This window comes from Cupriavidus sp. MEYA8, assembly GCF_059278825.1.
The window spans coordinates 491703-509840 of sequence record NZ_CM181222.1 but is presented as its reverse complement, the minus strand read 5'-3'; the positions used below and the strand labels follow the sequence as shown (position 1 = coordinate 509840).

Annotated in this window: 11 protein-coding genes, 2 tRNA genes and 3 rRNA genes; 13 read left to right on the top strand and 3 right to left on the bottom strand. The window is 62.6% G+C overall.

The window, feature by feature from the left end:
* Positions 1 to 56: 56 nt before the first annotated feature.
* Positions 57 to 707, top strand: coding sequence for a glutathione S-transferase family protein (locus tag AC5WJ1_RS19455; protein ID WP_133098423.1), 651 nt, complete (start codon positions 57 to 59; stop codon positions 705 to 707).
* Between the two features lie 58 nt (positions 708 to 765).
* Positions 766 to 1737, top strand: a complete 972-nt coding sequence (locus tag AC5WJ1_RS19450) for a pyridoxamine 5'-phosphate oxidase family protein (RefSeq protein ID WP_494476913.1) — start codon at positions 766 to 768, stop codon at positions 1735 to 1737.
* 103 nt (positions 1738 to 1840) lie between these two features.
* On the opposite strand, the gene AC5WJ1_RS19445 is transcribed toward AC5WJ1_RS19450, so the two are convergent.
* Together AC5WJ1_RS19445 and AC5WJ1_RS19440 are read right to left on the bottom strand one after the other, a co-directional pair.
* Entirely contained in the window at positions 1841 to 2281 is a 441-nt protein-coding gene (locus tag AC5WJ1_RS19445; RefSeq protein WP_494476912.1) for a hypothetical protein, read from the bottom strand.
* A gap of 121 nt (positions 2282 to 2402) precedes the next feature.
* Positions 2403 to 4004 carry a 3'-5' exonuclease family protein gene (locus AC5WJ1_RS19440; RefSeq protein WP_133098426.1) on the bottom strand — a complete coding sequence of 534 codons (1602 nt, stop codon included), beginning with the start codon at positions 4002 to 4004 and terminating at the stop codon, positions 2403 to 2405.
* 488 nt (positions 4005 to 4492) lie between these two features.
* Here AC5WJ1_RS19440 and AC5WJ1_RS19435 point away from each other — a divergent pair.
* The 11 genes from AC5WJ1_RS19435 to AC5WJ1_RS19385 all read left to right on the top strand — a co-directional run bounded on the left by AC5WJ1_RS19435 (position 4493) and on the right by AC5WJ1_RS19385 (position 15018).
* Positions 4493 to 6024, top strand: a 16S ribosomal RNA gene (locus tag AC5WJ1_RS19435).
* 62 nt (positions 6025 to 6086) lie between these two features.
* Positions 6087 to 6163 (top strand) — tRNA-Ile (locus AC5WJ1_RS19430).
* A gap of 11 nt (positions 6164 to 6174) precedes the next feature.
* Positions 6175 to 6250, top strand: a tRNA-Ala gene (locus AC5WJ1_RS19425).
* 296 nt (positions 6251 to 6546) lie between these two features.
* Positions 6547 to 9425: ribosomal RNA gene (locus tag AC5WJ1_RS19420) — 23S ribosomal RNA — on the top strand.
* A 115-nt stretch (positions 9426 to 9540) separates the two neighbouring features.
* A 5S ribosomal RNA gene (rrf, locus tag AC5WJ1_RS19415) occupies positions 9541 to 9654 on the top strand.
* The 16S, 23S and 5S rRNA genes sit together here with 2 tRNA genes alongside, the layout of an rRNA operon.
* Before the next feature lie 384 nt (positions 9655 to 10038).
* Complete coding sequence (tnpA, locus tag AC5WJ1_RS19410) at positions 10039 to 10452, top strand: IS66 family insertion sequence element accessory protein TnpA (RefSeq protein ID WP_494476911.1); 414 nt, start codon at positions 10039 to 10041, stop codon at positions 10450 to 10452.
* Positions 10446 to 10793 (top strand): IS66 family insertion sequence element accessory protein TnpB, encoded by a 348-nt coding sequence (gene tnpB / locus AC5WJ1_RS19405; protein ID WP_217447047.1) that lies wholly within the window; start codon positions 10446 to 10448, stop codon positions 10791 to 10793. The genes tnpA and tnpB overlap by 7 nt, the downstream gene beginning before the upstream one ends.
* 36 nt (positions 10794 to 10829) lie before the next feature.
* The gene (gene tnpC / locus AC5WJ1_RS19400; protein ID WP_115216979.1) at positions 10830 to 12341 is read left to right on the top strand and encodes an IS66 family transposase; all 1512 of its coding nucleotides are present in this window, start codon (positions 10830 to 10832) and stop codon (positions 12339 to 12341) included.
* A 17-nt stretch (positions 12342 to 12358) separates the two neighbouring features.
* Complete coding sequence (locus AC5WJ1_RS19395; protein WP_494476910.1) at positions 12359 to 12859, top strand: hypothetical protein; 501 nt, start codon at positions 12359 to 12361, stop codon at positions 12857 to 12859.
* Between the two features lie 25 nt (positions 12860 to 12884).
* Positions 12885 to 13253 carry a calcium-binding protein gene (locus tag AC5WJ1_RS19390; protein ID WP_494476909.1) on the top strand — a complete coding sequence of 123 codons (369 nt, stop codon included), beginning with the start codon at positions 12885 to 12887 and terminating at the stop codon, positions 13251 to 13253.
* 739 nt (positions 13254 to 13992) lie between these two features.
* On the top strand, positions 13993 to 15018 hold the full coding sequence (locus AC5WJ1_RS19385) for an IS110 family RNA-guided transposase (protein WP_494476430.1): 1026 nt from the start codon (positions 13993 to 13995) through the stop codon (positions 15016 to 15018).
* Between the two features lie 395 nt (positions 15019 to 15413).
* Here AC5WJ1_RS19385 and AC5WJ1_RS19380 read toward each other — a convergent pair whose 3' ends face one another.
* Positions 15414 to 18137, bottom strand: a complete 2724-nt coding sequence (locus AC5WJ1_RS19380; protein WP_133095384.1) for a nitrate reductase — start codon at positions 18135 to 18137, stop codon at positions 15414 to 15416.
* Between the last annotated feature and the right edge of the window lies 1 nt (position 18138).

The following is an 18138-nucleotide window of genomic DNA, read 5'->3' as shown; positions in this document are numbered from 1 at the left end:
ATTGCAGCGCCTTTCGCGTCCAGAATCCCGGTATCCCAACCCCCGAGGAGTGTGTCATGCAAGCCGCCAGCCATCCCGCCGAGCCCCGCGTTCCGCTCGTCCTTTATCGCTCGCCGCTCTCGGGCCACGCCCATCGCGCCGAACTGTTCCTGTCGCTGCTGGGACTGCCGTACCGGCTGGTCGACGTCGACCTGCGCGGCGGCGAACAGCATCGCGAGCCGTTCCTGCGGCTCAATCCCTTCGGGCAGGTGCCGGTGCTGGACGACAACGGCGCGGTGATCGGCGATTCGAACGCGATCCTGGTCTACCTGGCCACGCGCTATGACGATGGCCGCTGGCTGCCGCGCGACCCGGTCGGAGCCGCGCGCGTGCAGCGCTGGCTGTCGGTGGCCGCCGGGGAAATCGCCTTCGGCCCCGCCGCGGCGCGCCTGGGCGTGCTGTTCGGCCGGCCGGTGCCGCTGGACGACGCCATCGCGCGCGCGCAGCGCCTGTTCGTGCTGATGGAATCCCTGCTGGCCGAGCAGCCGTTCCTGGCAGCCAGCCATGCCACGCTCGCCGACGTCGCCGCCTACAGCTACATTGCCCGCGCCGAAGAAGGCAACGTGCCCCTGGCGCCGTATCCCGCACTGAACGCGTGGCTGCGCCGCATCGAGGCGCTGCCCGGCTTCGTGCCGATGATCGTATCCCGGCCCGGCAGGGCTGCCTGAGGCCGGATAACCGGACGCCGCCGCGCGAGCGCCGGCTGCATCAGCCAAGGAGTCCATCATGGAATTGCCCGTCTGGCCGCATGCCGGCCTGCCTTTCCACGCCGGGGAACTGGCCGCGCAGGAGCGCGCCGGCAAGCGCGAGCGCATGGCTGCGGCCGGCGCGCGCGTGATCCGCGGCGAAATGCCCGCACAGCATCGCGACTTCTATGCCCAGCTGCCGATCCTGCTGGTTGGCGCGGTCGATGCCGGTGGCTTGCCGTGGGCATCGGTGCTTGCCGGTGCGCCGGGGTTTGCATATAGCCCCGATGCCACGCACTTGCGCATCGACTCCTTGCCGCTGCCTGGCGATCCGCTGGAACAGGCCCTGGAGCACGGTGCGAGCGTTGGCTTGCTGGGCATCGAGCTGTCCACGCGCCGGCGCAACCGGATGAACGGCATCATCGTGGCGCGCGACCAGCGCGGGTTCACGGTCGAAGTCGAGCAGAGCTTCGGCAACTGCCCGCGTTATATCCAGCTGCGCGAAGGCACCATGGCTCAACCGGGAGCTCCCGTGCCCGCATGGCACGGCACGGTGCTGGACGACGCCGCGGCAGCGTGGCTGCGGGCCGCCGATACGCTGTTCATTGCCACCAGCCATGCTGCCTCGCCGGAGGAGGGCGCGCACACCGGCGGCGTCGATGTATCGCACCGCGGCGGCAAGCCGGGTTTTATCCGCGTGGACGGCGATGGCACGCTCACCTTCCCGGATTTCAACGGCAACAACTTCTTCAATACCGTCGGCAACTTGCTGCAGAACCCACGCGCCGGGCTGGTGGTGCCCGATTTTGCCGAAGGCGCGCTGCTCCATGTCGGTGGCCATGCCGAAGTGATCTGGGACGGCGCCGAGCTGGCGACATTCGCCGGGGCGGAGCGGCTGGTGCGGCTGCATGTCGAGCAGGTGATGCGGCGCCCGTCGGTGCTGCCGATGCGCTGGCAGTTGCGCGAATACTCGCCGGTCCTGGCTGCCACCGGCGCGTGGCCGGCGGCCTGAATGGCGCTTCCGCTCTGCGACGGGAGGGCAGGCGCAGCTGATGGCGGCCCCGGTCCTGCTGGTCATGCAGTACTTCAAGGACTTCAAGGCGCCGTGCCGCCGGTCAGCCGGGCCCTCGGTATTTCAGTGCGGCACAGCGGCCGACCAGCGTGCTGATGCAGCAGGCATCGCCGCTCCATTCGCCGCCGATGACAATGCCGTCCGGGCCCGCGATCAGCTTGCGCTGGCAATGGCCCGGCACCGGCGTGCGTTCCATGCCGGCATCGCGGGGGCCGCTGCCTGGCGCGCGGGCTGCCGGGATGGTCTCGTTCCAGACATAGGCGGTGCCGGACGGTATCGCCTGAACCGCCTGTGGCGGTCCCCACTGGCGCTTGGCCTCGTCGACCGAGACGTTCTTCCAGGAGTCGAAGATTTCCTGCATGGCGCCGCCGCCCAGGTTGGCACACGCGCCGGTGAAGGCTCCGGCCCAGAGGATGGCCAGGCACGCGCGCACCCGCGCGGCGCCGCGGGCCGATTCGGCAGGACGGAACAGTTTGGCAGGCATTGAGACTCCGCATCGGCGCGCCCGGCGGCAAGGGCGGTCCGTCGAGACTAACGGAAGGGCACGCCTGCCCACAAGCACGGTCTGCGCGCCAGCCCACACAGCGGGCAGCCGGCGGCGCGGTTCAGTCCGCGAACAGATCCAGGGCTTGCTGACCGGCCGCGCGGGCTGGCCTGCGTGGGGCGGTCGCCGCGGTAGCACGCACCGGCCGCAGTACATCCTGCTCCTGCGGCTTCGCCGGCGGGGTCAGCTCGAACAGGCTCGCTACCGGCAGCGGGACCGTTTCCGGCATCCACTGCGCCATGCGCGGGGCGAGGATATGGTAGGTGTCCAGGTCGAAGTGCGCCGGCGCAACGGCCAGCGCGCGGGCCTCGTCCAGCGTGAGTGAGCAGCCCAGATAGCACCAGTCGTTGGCGACATGCCACCACGTGCGTCCGGCATGCTCCTCGCGCCATGCCACCGGACCGTCAAATGGCCACGGCACCAGTGCCAGCGGCGCCAGTGCGGTGGCCAGGCGCGCGCGATGCGCGGCGGCCGGCTCGGCGCCGACGCAGGCGCCGGCGCAGCGGTGTACCTGCCGCGCGAAGCACGGGTTGCCTCGCGGCGTGGTCTTTTCCAGCGACAGCGTGGCCATGCACAAGCCGTGCTCTTCGGCCAGCGCACGCAGGCGCGCCTCGGCCGCACCGCGGCTGCCAAAGGCGCCGAACAGATCGCGATGCCGGCAGAAATCGGTGTCGCGGCTGGTGCGCAGGCGCGGCACCGGCAACTGCGGCGGCAGCTCCCATGCGTAGAGCCGGGCATTGCTGCGCAGCAGCTGGTTGTGGACAGGCTGCATCGTCTTGACCAGCCTGGCCTCGAGCAACAGCGCGCCGGTCTCGCCGCCGGTCTCGCGCCACTCGACCCGGCGCACCAGCCGCGCCAGCCGCATATCCTTGCCGTAGCGGTAGTCGCCCGAGAAATGGGCACCGATGCGCTGGCGCAGGTGCACGCTCTTGCCTACATACAGCGGGACGTCGTCATCGCCGTAGAAGATATAGACACCGGGAGCGGCGGGCACGTCTTCCAGCGCGGTCTCGTCCAGGCCAGCCGGCAGGCTGGCGCGACGCACCAGGGTGCGCACCGCGGCCTCGACCAGCTCGACCGAATAGGTGTCGTGGATCTTCTGCCAGAACTGCCAAAGCAGCTCGGCATCGGCCAGGGCGCGGTGCCGCCCCTTAGGCGTCAGGCCAAAGCGGGCGATCAGCGCATCGAGACCATGGCGTTCCACCGACGGGTACAGCGAGCGCGACAGGCGTACCGTGCACAGCACATCCGCACGGAACGTAACGCCGGCGCGGCGGAATGCGTTCTTCAGGAAGCCATAATCGAAGCGTGCGTTATGGGCTACGAAAAGCCGGCCCTGCAGGCGCTCGGCAAGTGGCTCGGCGAGTGACTCGAACGTCGGCTGGCCACGCACCATCTCGTCGGAGATGCCGGTCATGCGCTGGATAAACGGCGGGATCCCCATGCCGGGGTCCAGCAAGGTATCCCATTCGGTAATTCCGTCCGGGCCGACCTCGACGACGCCGATCTCGGTGATCCGGTCCCGCTGGGCATCGGCGCCGGTGGTTTCGAGGTCGACGAAGACGATCGGGCGCGACAGCGCCGCGGCGAGCGCGAGGGCGTCTGCAAAGTGCTTGCCGTCCGCGGGCATGCGCGACGGCAGGTAAGTGGGCATATCCGGCATCAGCCGATTTTAAGTGCCTGGCGATGGCGGCACGAAGAAGTTTTCAGAAACCCCTTGCCAAGCCACCTCCGGGTCCCTTAATATTCGCCCCCTCGCAACACAACGCGGCGCTGCAAGGCAGACGCAGCAAGGGTTGCGGGGTCGACCGCAAGGTTGGCGCAGCGAAGTTGGCAGCGCTGGCCGCAGCAAAAAAAGATTGCTGCAACGGTTGACGAAACGAAGAAAGCTCTGCATAATCTCGTTTCTCTGCTGCAGACAACGCAGCGCGCTGAACGGCAAAGCCGGGAAGCGAAGTTCTTTAACAAACAAACAACCGATAAGTGTGGGCGCTGGGTAGCGGACGCCGCTGTCTTCGGACAGTGTTGCTTCACAAGTTATACAGTGCTCGCACAGCAAAACGTGACCGGGTCTTCGGATCTGGTCAGTCAGTTTTCTGAGAGTGAGCGACCGCTCGAAAGAGCGAGGGTCTTCGGACCCACACAGAGATTGAACTGAAGAGTTTGATCCTGGCTCAGATTGAACGCTGGCGGCATGCCTTACACATGCAAGTCGAACGGCAGCACGGGCTTCGGCCTGGTGGCGAGTGGCGAACGGGTGAGTAATACATCGGAACGTGCCCTGTAGTGGGGGATAACTAGTCGAAAGATTAGCTAATACCGCATACGACCTGAGGGTGAAAGCGGGGGACCGTAAGGCCTCGCGCTACAGGAGCGGCCGATGTCTGATTAGCTAGTTGGTGGGGTAAGAGCCTACCAAGGCGACGATCAGTAGCTGGTCTGAGAGGACGATCAGCCACACTGGGACTGAGACACGGCCCAGACTCCTACGGGAGGCAGCAGTGGGGAATTTTGGACAATGGGGGCAACCCTGATCCAGCAATGCCGCGTGTGTGAAGAAGGCCTTCGGGTTGTAAAGCACTTTTGTCCGGAAAGAAATCGCGCTGGTTAATACCTGGCGTGGATGACGGTACCGGAAGAATAAGCACCGGCTAACTACGTGCCAGCAGCCGCGGTAATACGTAGGGTGCGAGCGTTAATCGGAATTACTGGGCGTAAAGCGTGCGCAGGCGGTTTGATAAGACAGGCGTGAAATCCCCGAGCTTAACTTGGGAATGGCGCTTGTGACTGTCAGGCTAGAGTATGTCAGAGGGGGGTAGAATTCCACGTGTAGCAGTGAAATGCGTAGAGATGTGGAGGAATACCGATGGCGAAGGCAGCCCCCTGGGACGTCACTGACGCTCATGCACGAAAGCGTGGGGAGCAAACAGGATTAGATACCCTGGTAGTCCACGCCCTAAACGATGTCAACTAGTTGTTGGGGATTCATTTCTTCAGTAACGTAGCTAACGCGTGAAGTTGACCGCCTGGGGAGTACGGTCGCAAGATTAAAACTCAAAGGAATTGACGGGGACCCGCACAAGCGGTGGATGATGTGGATTAATTCGATGCAACGCGAAAAACCTTACCTACCCTTGACATGCCACTAACGAAGCAGAGATGCCTTAGGTGCCCGAAAGGGAAAGTGGACACAGGTGCTGCATGGCTGTCGTCAGCTCGTGTCGTGAGATGTTGGGTTAAGTCCCGCAACGAGCGCAACCCTTGTCTCTAGTTGCTACGCAAGAGCACTCTAGAGAGACTGCCGGTGACAAACCGGAGGAAGGTGGGGATGACGTCAAGTCCTCATGGCCCTTATGGGTAGGGCTTCACACGTCATACAATGGTGCGTACAGAGGGTTGCCAACCCGCGAGGGGGAGCTAATCCCAGAAAACGCATCGTAGTCCGGATCGTAGTCTGCAACTCGACTACGTGAAGCTGGAATCGCTAGTAATCGCGGATCAGCATGCCGCGGTGAATACGTTCCCGGGTCTTGTACACACCGCCCGTCACACCATGGGAGTGGGTTTTGCCAGAAGTAGTTAGCCTAACCGCAAGGAGGGCGATTACCACGGCAGGGTTCATGACTGGGGTGAAGTCGTAACAAGGTAGCCGTATCGGAAGGTGCGGCTGGATCACCTCCTTTCCAGAGGCTTGTGTCTCAAGCCTAGCGTTCACACTTATCGGTTTGTTTGCTGTTACAGCCAAGGGTCTGTAGCTCAGGTGGTTAGAGCACCGTCTTGATAAGGCGGGGGTCGTAGGTTCAAGTCCTACCAGACCCACCAAGTTATCCGAGGGGGGATTAGCTCAGCTGGGAGAGCACCTGCTTTGCAAGCAGGGGGTCGTCGGTTCGATCCCGTCATCCTCCACCACTGCCTGGTAACTTTGGTTGGCCGCCAAATGCAAGCGCTTAAGAATTGAGCGTTTGCATTTGGCATTGCCAAGCGATCGCAAGATCGGCTGTTCTTTAACAATATGGGATGTAGTAAAGGTGTCGCGCGAGCGTTGATGAGACGCTGCAGTAGCAAACGCGATACCGGGTTGTGATTGTATCAACCAAAATGTATTTAAAGTGATCGAAAGATGACTTGGAATACGGCACAAATGCGAGAACTCAACCTGTAGTGAGCGGTGTCATGAGCGCAAGCTTGAGACACACTTGTTATAGGGTCAAGCGAACAAGTGCATGTGGTGGATGCCTTGGCGATCACAGGCGATGAAGGACGCGGTAGCCTGCGAAAAGCTTCGGGGAGCTGGCAAACAAGCTTTGATCCGGAGATGTCCGAATGGGGAAACCCGGCCCGTATGGGTCATCCCACACTGAATCCATAGGTGTGGGAAGCGAACGCGGCGAACTGAAACATCTAAGTAGCTGCAGGAACAGAAATCAACCGAGATTCCCAAAGTAGTGGCGAACGAAATGGGAAGAGCCTTGTACTCTTTAGCAGTGTTGTTAGCAGAACGGGATGGAAAGCCCGGCCCTAGCAGGTGATAGCCCTGTATGCGAAAACAGCGTTGTGGAACTAGGTGTACGACAAGTAGGGCGGGACACGTGAAATCCTGTCTGAAGATGGGGGGACCATCCTCCAAGGCTAAATACTCGTGATCGACCGATAGTGAACCAGTACCGTGAGGGAAAGGCGAAAAGAACCCCGGGAGGGGAGTGAAATAGATCCTGAAACCGCATGCATACAAACAGTCGGAGCCTGGAAACGGGTGACGGCGTACCTTTTGTATAATGGGTCAGCGACTTACATTCAGTGGCAAGCTTAACCGATTAGGGCAGGCGTAGCGAAAGCGAGTCCGAACAGGGCGTTGAGTCGCTGGGTGTAGACCCGAAACCAGATGATCTATCCATGGCCAGGTTGAAGGTGCGGTAACACGTACTGGAGGACCGAACCCACTAACGTTGAAAAGTTAGGGGATGAGCTGTGGATAGGGGTGAAAGGCTAAACAAATCTGGAAATAGCTGGTTCTCTCCGAAAACTATTTAGGTAGTGCCTCGTGTCTCACCTTCGGGGGTAGAGCACTGTCATGGTTGGGGGGTCTATTGCTGATTACCCCGCCATAGCAAACTCCGAATACCGAAGAGTGCAATCACGGGAGACAGACATCGGGTGCTAACGTCCGGTGTCAAGAGGGAAACAACCCAGACCGCCAGCTAAGGTCCCCAAATATAGCTAAGTGGGAAACGAAGTGGGAAGGCTAAAACAGTCAGGAGGTTGGCTTAGAAGCAGCCACCCTTTAAAGAAAGCGTAATAGCTCACTGATCGAGTCGTCCTGCGCGGAAGATGTAACGGGGCTAAGCTATATACCGAAGCTGCGGACGCACGCAAGTGCGTGGTAGGAGAGCGTTCTGTAAGCCTGTGAAGGTGTCTTGTAAAGGATGCTGGAGGTATCAGAAGTGCGAATGCTGACATGAGTAGCGATAAAGGGGGTGAAAGGCCCCCTCGCCGTAAGCCCAAGGTTTCCTACGCAACGTTCATCGGCGTAGGGTGAGTCGGCCCCTAAGGCGAGGCAGAGATGCGTAGCTGATGGGAAGCAGGTTAATATTCCTGCACCGTCGTATGATGCGATGGGGGGACGGATCGCGGAAGGTTGTCCGGGTGTTGGAAGTCCCGGTCCCTGCATTGGAGAAGGCGCTCAGGCAAATCCGGGCGCGGGATTCAAGGATGTGGGGCGAGCGGCCTAGTGCTGCGAAGCAATTGGAAGTGGTTCCAAGAAAAGCCTCTAAGCTTCAGTCATACGAGACCGTACCGCAAACCGACACAGGTGGGCGAGATGAGTATTCTAAGGCGCTTGAGAGAACTCGGGAGAAGGAACTCGGCAAATTGGTACCGTAACTTCGGGATAAGGTACGCCCTGGTAGCTTGACTGGCCTGCGCCAGAAGGGTGAAGGGGTTGCAATAAAATGGTGGCTGCGACTGTTTAATAAAAACACAGCACTCTGCAAACACGAAAGTGGACGTATAGGGTGTGACGCCTGCCCGGTGCCGGAAGATTAAATGATGGGGTGCAAGCTCTTGATTGAAGTCCCGGTAAACGGCGGCCGTAACTATAACGGTCCTAAGGTAGCGAAATTCCTTGTCGGGTAAGTTCCGACCTGCACGAATGGCGTAACGATGGCCACACTGTCTCCTCCCGAGACTCAGCGAAGTTGAAGTGTTTGTGATGATGCAATCTCCCCGCGGCTAGACGGAAAGACCCCATGAACCTTTACTGTAGCTTTGCATTGGACTTTGAACCGATCTGTGTAGGATAGGTGGGAGGCTTTGAAGCGTGGACGCCAGTTCACGTGGAGCCGTCCTTGAAATACCACCCTGGTTTGTTTGAGGTTCTAACCTTGGCCCGTGAATCCGGGTCGGGGACAGTGCATGGTAGGCAGTTTGACTGGGGCGGTCTCCTCCCAAAGTGTAACGGAGGAGTTCGAAGGTACGCTTGGTACGGTCGGACATCGTACCTAAAGTGCAATGGCAAAAGCGTGCTTAACTGCGAGACCGACAAGTCGAGCAGGTGCGAAAGCAGGACATAGTGATCCGGTGGTTCTGAATGGAAGGGCCATCGCTCAACGGATAAAAGGTACTCTGGGGATAACAGGCTGATACCGCCCAAGAGTTCATATCGACGGCGGTGTTTGGCACCTCGATGTCGGCTCATCTCATCCTGGGGCTGTAGCCGGTCCCAAGGGTATGGCTGTTCGCCATTTAAAGAGGTACGTGAGCTGGGTTTAAAACGTCGTGAGACAGTTTGGTCCCTATCTGCCGTGGGCGTTGGAATCTTGACGGGGGCTGCTCCTAGTACGAGAGGACCGGAGTGGACGTACCGCTGGTGTACCTGTTGTCTCGCCAGAGGCATCGCAGGGTAGCTATGTACGGAAGAGATAACCGCTGAAAGCATCTAAGCGGGAAACTCGCCTGAAGATGAGGATTCCCTGGAGGCTTGACCTCCTTGAAGGGTCGTTCGAGACCAGGACGTTGATAGGCTGGGTGTGGAAGCGCAGTAATGCGTTAAGCTAACCAGTACTAATTGCCCGTAAGGCTTGATCCTATAACCAGTGTGTTTCACCTGGTGTGTGTGATCGTGTCTGTGCCAGATACGCACAACCCCAACTACATCCCGATTCGTGACGCTGGCTTGAACCCCAGCGCCACAACCCCTCATGCCTGGTGACCATAGCGAGCTGGAACCACCCCTTCCCATCCCGAACAGGACCGTGAAACAGCTCCGCGCCGATGATAGTGCGGATTACCCGTGTGAAAGTAGGTCATCGCCAGGCTCTTATTGTGCAAAACCCCTCGACAGCGTGTGCTGCGAGGGGTTTTTGCTTTTTGAGTTTTGATTTTTGCTACAAGGTGGTTGGCGATGCTGGCGTTGCTGGTGACAGCTGTCGGCCGTTGAAGCGCCTGGTTCCGCCCTGCTGGGTGGGTCACTTTTTGTCCGAGCGCCAAAAAGTAACCAAAAAACGCGTCGCCTGAGCGGCTGGCTATCAATTCACCGGCGTCGGTGGTTCGGGCGGTGGTGATTTCCGTTCGATGTGGCTGGTGGTTCGGACCTGCTACGCCAGGTGAGTCTGGGATGGGTAACCGTCAGCGGAACCCGTCTGGCGAGTAGTGGGCGGCGATGAGAAGGTAGGGGCTTCACGATCTTTGGGAGTGAAGCGATGGCCGATCAACGGGAAGGCAAGAGCGGACGATCTCGGGCAAGGCATGACCGCCACGATGAGGCTTTCTGGCGCGATCTACTGGCGCAATGGCGGAGCAGCGGCGGGAGCATTCGCGCCTTCTGTCGGCAGCAGGGCTTGGCGGTTAGCACTTTCGGCTTGTGGCGCAAGCGCTTGAGCCACGAGCAGCAACCGCCCGTGGCGCCGCCAATGGCATTGACCGCGGACACGGCATTCATCGCCGCGGCAACGGTCGCAGTGCCGACTGTCGTGCCGGCGAGCGACCCACTACCGTCGAAGTCTCGCGACCAAGTGGTCGTCACGCTCGGCGGCGCGCGTATCGAGCTGAGTGGGATGCATGCCGAACGCATCGTGCGCTTCGTGCTGGGGCAGTTGGGAGGCGGCCGGTGCTGATCGGCGGCGATGTGCAGGCTTTCATCTGCCGTGACGCGGTCGACATGCGCAAGTCCATCGACGGCCTATCGTATCTGGTGGAGCCGTTGCTGGCCAAGAGTCCGCTGTCGGGGCACTTGTTTGTCTTCGTCGGCCGCGATCGATCGAAGGTCAAGATTCTGTATTGGGACCGCACCGGCTTCGCGTTGTGGTACAAGCGGCTTTCGCACGGCCGGTTTCCCTCGCCCGCGACGCTAGCCCAGCGTGGCTTCACGCTGGCCGAACTGAACGCCTGGCTCGAAGGCATCGAGATCCCGGCGGTTCGACCCCACCGCACTGTCACGGCCACGCGCGTCTTGTGACTTGTAAACCTGTCGGCGCTGGCGCATCATGGCACCATGCTTCCGGTACTGACGCCCTCCGACCTGCCAGCCGATCTCGAGGCGGTACGTACTCTCGCGCTGGAGCAGAACCGGCTCGCCCGCACGCTGTGGGAGCAACTCGAGATTCTGAAGCACCAGGTCGCGCAGCTTAACCGCGCGCAGTTCGGCGCCAGTTCCGAGCGCCTGCCGGGGCAGGCCGAACTCTTTGCGCAACCGCTGGACCTGCCGACACCGCCGGCGACGCCGGAGGTGAAGGTGACTGGCCACATCCGCAAGGGCCGCCCGGCCTTGCCCAAGGACCTGCCGCGCACGCGCATCGAATATGACCTGTCCGAGGTGCAGAAGGTAGGCTTCGACACCCTGGAGCGCATCGGCGAGGAGCGCAGCGAGACACTGCACTACGAGCCGGCCAGGCTCAGCGTGATCGAGCACATCCGCTTCAAGTATGTGGCCACCAAGGATGGCGAGTCCACCATCGTGACCGCCGCCGCGCAGCCCTCGCCGCTGCCCAAGAGCAACGCCAGCGCCGGGCTGCTGGCCAGTATCCAGGTCGACACCTTCGTGGACCACCTGCCGATCAATCGGCAGGAGACGCGCTATGCGCGCCTGGGCGTGCACCTGCCAAGGGCCACTCTGTGCGAATGGAAGCTGGCTTCTGCCGAGCTGCTGGCAACGCTGCTGCCACCCTTGCGTAACCACGTCCTGCAGGCGCCGCGCCTGCATCTGGACGACACCACGCTGCCACTACTCGAGCGCGGGCGCACCACCACGCGGCAGGCCTATCTATGGGGCTACCTCGGGGCCGGGCAGCGGCAGGAGAACGGCTTATGGGTCGACCACCCGCCAGCGGTGCTGTTCGAGTTCGCCGAATCGCGCGCCGGCGCGCATCCCCTGAACTTCCTGCGCAACTATCATGGCTACCTGCAGGCGGATGCCTACAGCGGCCACGATGCGCTTTACCGTACCGGCCGGATCATCGAGGTCGGATGCTGGGCGCACTGCCGTCGACGCTTCTTCGAGATCGCCAAGGCCCAGAAGACACCAGGGCTGGCCGCGCAGGCCTTGGCGTGGATTGCCAAGCTGTATGCCATCGAAGCCGGCGTCAAGGACCAGTCGCCGGAGCACAAGCTGGCGGTGCGCCAGGCCGAGGCTGTGCCGCTGCTGGCGCAGTTCCACCAGTGGCTGCAGGGTAATGCCAACGGCCTGCTCGCCAGGCAGCCGCTGGCACAAGCCTTCGGCTACGCACTGCGGCACTGGCAGGCGCTGGTGCGCTACACCGAGAACGGCATCCTCGAGCCCGATAACAATCGCCTCGAGCGCGCGATCCGCCCAATTGCCCTGGGTAGGGCGGGCTGGATGTTCGCTGGCTCCCCGCGCGGCGCGCGCGCCGCGGCCACGATGTATTCCTTGCTGGGCACCTGCCGCCTGAACGGCATCGAGCCCTATGGCTGGCTCAAGGAGACACTGGAGCGCCTGCCGGCCCACCCGATCAGCCAGGTCCACGAACTGTTGCCGCTGGCGCGCTGACCGGTACACTGCGCGTCATGGACATCCCTGACGCCCTGCGCCTGGCCCCAAGTGCCGACCTGTACCGCCTGTATCTGACCATCGGGCGGATGATCAACGACCCCAAGCGTATCCTCGAGGTCCGCAGGCACCTGCATATCGGCATGACCGTGGGCTACGTCGCCGACGACCTGACCCAGCCGCTGCGCCAGGGGCGCGTCCTCGAGCTGCGTCAGACCCAGGCCGTGGTCCAGGACACCAGCAGCGGCCGCAACTGGATCCTGCCCTACGCCGCCGTGCTCGCCGAGCCCACTACTGTTGCGCAGCAACCGCCGCACGCTTCACCGCCACCACCGCCCCGGGCGCAGCGTGCGGACTTCCGGGTCGGCGATACTGTCAGCTTCACCGACCAGCACCTGCGCGAGCGCATCGGCACCATCGTGCGCATCAACCAGAAGACCGCCTCCATCGAGTGCGACCCGAACGAAGGCCACTGGCGTGTCTCCTTCGCGCTACTGCGCAAGGTCGTCGATCTCTGATTGCTTCGCCATTCACACGATAAGCATGCCTAGACCCAAGTCCGATCCAGATCGTGAAGAGCGAATCACGATGGAAATAGTCGTCGACGCTTACGGTTCAGAGGAGCGATCGATGGCGTGGTACTACTACCTCGAGGAGCAACTCACCGTTCCGTTTGAAGCTGAGGTTCGCAAGAGATCGCCAACCTCGCCGCTCAGCCCCGGCGACCGGGTTCAGGTAATCGCAATGGCTCCGGAGGACGTGTGCGAGTCTGAAGCCTTTGTGTGGATACGATGGAACAAGCGCAAGCTGGCTGTACCACTAGCGCAACTCGTGCCACTGGCGAGCGACGAGATGACGCAGCAGGCCATTGCCGATTGGCAGTACTGGCGAGACCGTGGCTATCAGTTCTGACATCAGATCGTCAGCCGTGATGCCATAGCATCCGCAGACACCACAACGCCAATGACCTGCTGAAGCAGTACTCACAGGTCAACACGGGTTCCGCTGACGGTTACTGGGATGGTGGCTGCGTCGACCGACTATTGAACGATCCCCATGCCGGGCGTAGGCCGCCTGCTGCCGACGTCAACGCGGGGACGCCTACGGCTGCGCTGCGCGGGCTCGGTATCGTAGGTCGGGGGATCGGGCACGGAGTGCATCGCTGCGCTCGCACAGCGCCGTCGTGAAAGACGCCGGGGCCGAATCTGGGCCGAGGACATGGGCGCAGCCCGCCACCTTAGGGCCGGCGCGCAGCGCAGCCGTAGGCGTTCCTACGTCGCCGCCGGCAGCAGGGGCCATGCCCAGCTCTGGGCTCGTTCAAACATCGCTTTTATCCCAGGCCACCGTGGCGCACCACGGCGTCAGGCAGTCCTGCCCTGCAACGAAGCAAAGCCCCGTACGAAAGCCCCGGAACACTACGATAAGAGCGGCCGCCCGCAGGGCCGTAAACGCGCTTTTTGGTTACTTTTTGCCGCTCGGGCAAAAAGATGGAATGAACGCGCCCCGTTCCCCCTACCTGCCGTCAATGAGAGCGTAGTTCAGTGAGAGCATGCGGGGAGGTGTCTGAGGAAAGGGGGTCCCCCATCGCGAAACGGCATCAATGTGCCAGAGTGGAAGTTCTCACAGTCCACACAGGATGGAGGGACCCGAAATGAATACTACGACTTACGGCCTGGACATTGCAAAGACTGTATTCCAGCTCTATTGGGTCGAGTCCGACGGCAAGTGTGTTAATCGCCGCTTCAGCCGGCAGCAACTGATCGAGTTCCTCGCCAAGCGGCAGCCTGCACGGGTGGCGCTCGAAGCGTGCGGCAGCGCTCACTGGTGGGCCCGCCAACTTTGCAGCCTCGGCCACGAGCCAATGTTGCTGCACGCCAACTACGTGCGTCCGTTTGTGCAAACCAACAAGACTGATGCCGCCGACGCCAAGGCCATCTGGACCGCGGCGCAGCAGCCCGGCATGCCGATCGTGGCGCCCAAGACCGAGCCGCAGCAGTGCGTGCTCAGTCTGCACGCCATGCGCCGGCTGCGCGTGAAGATGCGCACCATGCTGGTCAACCAGCTGCGCGGCACGCTGTTCGAATTCGGCGTCCACTTCCCCCGTGGACTGCGCACCGGCCTGCACGAGATCGTGCAGCACATGCTCGACATCGAGCAGAGCGTGCCGCCCCTGCTGTTCGAGTTCGTGCGTGAGCAATTGCAGAGCATCGAGCGGCTCGATGCCGAAATCGCCCGCCTCGACCAGCGGATCGACGCCTGGGGGCGGCAGAACCAGGCTTGCCAGACCATTCTCGCCATCCCTGGCATCGGCATGCTCACCGCCACGGCCATGGTCGCCACCATTGGCGATGTCCGCACCTTCAAGTCCGGCCGGCAACTGGCCGCCTATCTGGGACTGGTGCCTAAACAGACCGGCACCGGCGGCAAGGTCTGGCTCGGGAGCATCAGCAAACGCGGTGACCCCTACTTGCGCACTTTGCTCATTCACGGTGCCCGGGCCGTGCTGAGCCATCTGCGTCGAAAGAACCAGCCCGGCTGGCCTCTGACGCTCGCGCAGCGCCGCCCTGGCAACGTCGTGGCCGTCGCCATGGCCAACAAGATGGCCCGCACGCTCTGGGCCCTGCTGGCGCATGACCGGGCTTATGACCGAGACTACGTCTCGGTCAGGCCTGCCTGATGGCAGGCCGGGCTGGCAAGGAGGAAAGAAGGCAGGACCCGTCCCACAGGTTGCGACGGTTAGATGAACCTCATGGCAAGACAGGTCGGACCGCGGGAGCGCAAGCCCAACGGGTAACAGGTGCCTCAAAGCACGACAAAAAGATAGGGACGCTCCCGGCGCATATCCATGAAGGCCCGCAGGCTCGCCTGCACCGCAAGGCCGGATATAAGTCTGCAACCAGTCCTGCTCAAGCCAGAATGGTCGTCTTACCTTGCAAACGGGGCGCGTTCATATAAGTGACCCGCCCAGGAGGGCGGAACCAGACGGTTCAACGGCCGAGAGCATGTCATCAACAGCGACAGCGGGCGCTAAAAGCCGCCGCCAGCATGTCACCAGCCGCAATCCAAAACCCCTCATGCCACCTCAACCACCCGTATCTCCACCAACAACTTCTTAAGCTCAGGCACGCAAGACCCACAGTTGCCACCAGCCTTGACGCAGGCGGTGATCTCAGCCGGCGTCTTCAGATCGTGCTTCCGCACTGCATCGCAGATGGTGTTACGCCCCACGCCAAAGCACGAGCAAACCGTCGGCCCGGCATCAGCACCTTTTTCCATCGGCTGGCCGAGTAGCAATCCGATACGATCCGCATCTTCCAGCCGCTCGCGACCGAACAAGCCTGACAGCCACGACCGCGACGGCAACTCGGGCCGGGTCGACACATAGACGCAGGCTTCGAGCTTGTCGTTGACGACATAGCCAGCGTGATAAACGCCCGCAGTACGGTCCTCGTATTCGAGCCAGTCCGCTTCCGGATCTTGCACGCCGAGCAACTCGCGCGCCCAGGTGGCACGCTCGGAGACGACTTCGCGGCCAGCAAACTCATAGCGCTGGAATTGACGGCCCTGCACGCGGGTCCAGTAGGTCAGCGCCTCCGCAGGCAGTTCTCGCCGGCTCAGCACGAACCCGTGCCAGCTGACACCAAACGGCTCGACCCGCACTGGCGTGTGCTTGAACTCCGGCTCGCCCGAAACCGGATCGACCACCGGATTGACCAGCGCGCCAACGCGCGCATCGGAACTGAACTGGCCATTCCAGTGAATCGGCACGAATACGCTGCCGCGCGGGATGCCGCCGCCATGACGCACGCGCGCCACCATCGCGCCCCAGCGGGTGCTGACACGCGCCAGCTTGCCTTCGCCCACACCGCACAGCAGCGCATCCTGCGGGTGCATGTCGACAAAGGGCTCGGGCAGGTGGTCTGCGAGCCGTGCCGACTTGCCGGTGCGCGTCATGGTGTGCCACTGGTCACGCACGCGGCCGGTGTTGAGGATCAGCGGGAAATCGTCGTCCGGTGCATTGGCGGGTGCGCGCGTCGGCGTGGCGACGAAGCGGGCCAGGCCGTCGGCGTGCGCATAGCGGCCATCGCCGAACAGGCGCTGCGAGTCGGATCCGCCATTGGCTGGCACCGGCCATTGAATCGGCTCCAGGCTGTCGTAGCTGGTCTTGTCCAGGCCAGCCAGTCCGCCGATGTCGAAAACGCGCGGCGCGTCGTCGTTGCGCCAGGCGCTCAGCCGCGCGTGCTCGTCGAAGATCTCGTGCGGCCCGGCATAGTCGAACCCATTGAAGCCCATGCGGCGTGCCACGTCGCAGAGGATGTGCCAGTCGGCGCGCGCTTCGCCCGGCGCGGCCAGGAAGGCGCGCTGGCGCGAAATGCGGCGTTCCGAGTTGGTGACGGTGCCGTCCTTTTCACCCCAGCCCAGCGCGGGCAGCAGCACGTGCGCGGCCGCGTTGGTATCGGTGCGTTCGATGATGTCGCTGGCCACCACCAGTTCGCACCTGGCGAGTGCGCGGCGCACCTGGTCGGCATCTGGCAGGCTGACGACGGGATTGGTGGCGATCACCCAGACCGCCTTGACGCGGCCGGCTTCGATCGCTTCGAAGAGCTCCACCGCTTTCAGGCCGGTGCGGTCCGCCATTACTGGCGACTGCCAGAAGCTCTGCACCACATCGCGATGCAGCGGATTGGCCAGCTCCATATGCGCGGCCAGCATGTTGGCCAGGCCGCCGACCTCGCGCCCGCCCATGGCATTGGGCTGACCGGTCAGCGAGAACGGGCCCATGCCGGGCCGGCCGATGCGGCCGGTCAGTAGGTGGCAATTGATGATGCTGTTGACCTTGTCGGTGCCAGCGGAAGACTGGTTGACGCCTTGCGAGAACGCGGTCACGGTCTTTTCCGTGCCGGCGAACAGCGCATAGAAGTCCAGCACGTCCTGCACGCCGAGCTTGCAGGCGCGGGCCACGGCGGCCGGGTCGGAGCAATCGACGGCGGCCGCCTGCAGCGCTTCATCCAGTCCCGCGGTGCTTGCGGAGATGAAGGCCGCATCGGTATGGCCTTCGCGCGCGAGGTAGCTGAGCAGGCCATTGAACAGCCAGACGTCGGTACCGGGACGAACCGCCAGGTGCAGGTCGGCCAGCTCGCAGGTGGCGGTGCGGCGCGGGTCGATCGCCACGATCTTCATCTCGGGGCGGGCTTCCTTGGCTTTGCTCAGGCGCTGGAACAGGATGGGGTGGCACCACGCGGTATTGGAACCCACCAGCACGACCAGGTCGGCTAGTTCCAGGTCTTCATAGCTGCCCGGCACCAGGTCTTCGCCAAAGGCGCGCTTGTGGCCGGCAACGGCCGACGACATGCACAGGCGCGAGTTGGTGTCGATATTGGCGCTGCCGATGAACCCCTTCATCAGCTTGTTGGCAACGTAGTAGTCCTCAGTCAGCAACTGGCCCGAGACATAGAGCGCGACCGAGTCGGGGCCGTGGCGGCGGATGATGTCGCTGAAGCCCTGCGCCACGGTATCGAGCGCACGGTCCCACGACACCGGCTGCAGCTGGCCGTCGGCATCGCGCAGCTTGGGATGGAGCAGGCGGCCTTCCAGGTCCACGGTCTCGCCCAGTGCCGAGCCCTTGACGCAGAGCCGGCCCTGGTTGGACGGATGCTGTGCGTCACCCTCGATCTCGACCTGGCCGTCGGCGCGCACCGTGGCACGCACGCCGCAGCCGACGCCGCAGTACGGGCAGGTCGTGGCGGTGGTAGTGGTCAGGGTTGCAGATACAACCGGGATGTCGGACAGGTTCACG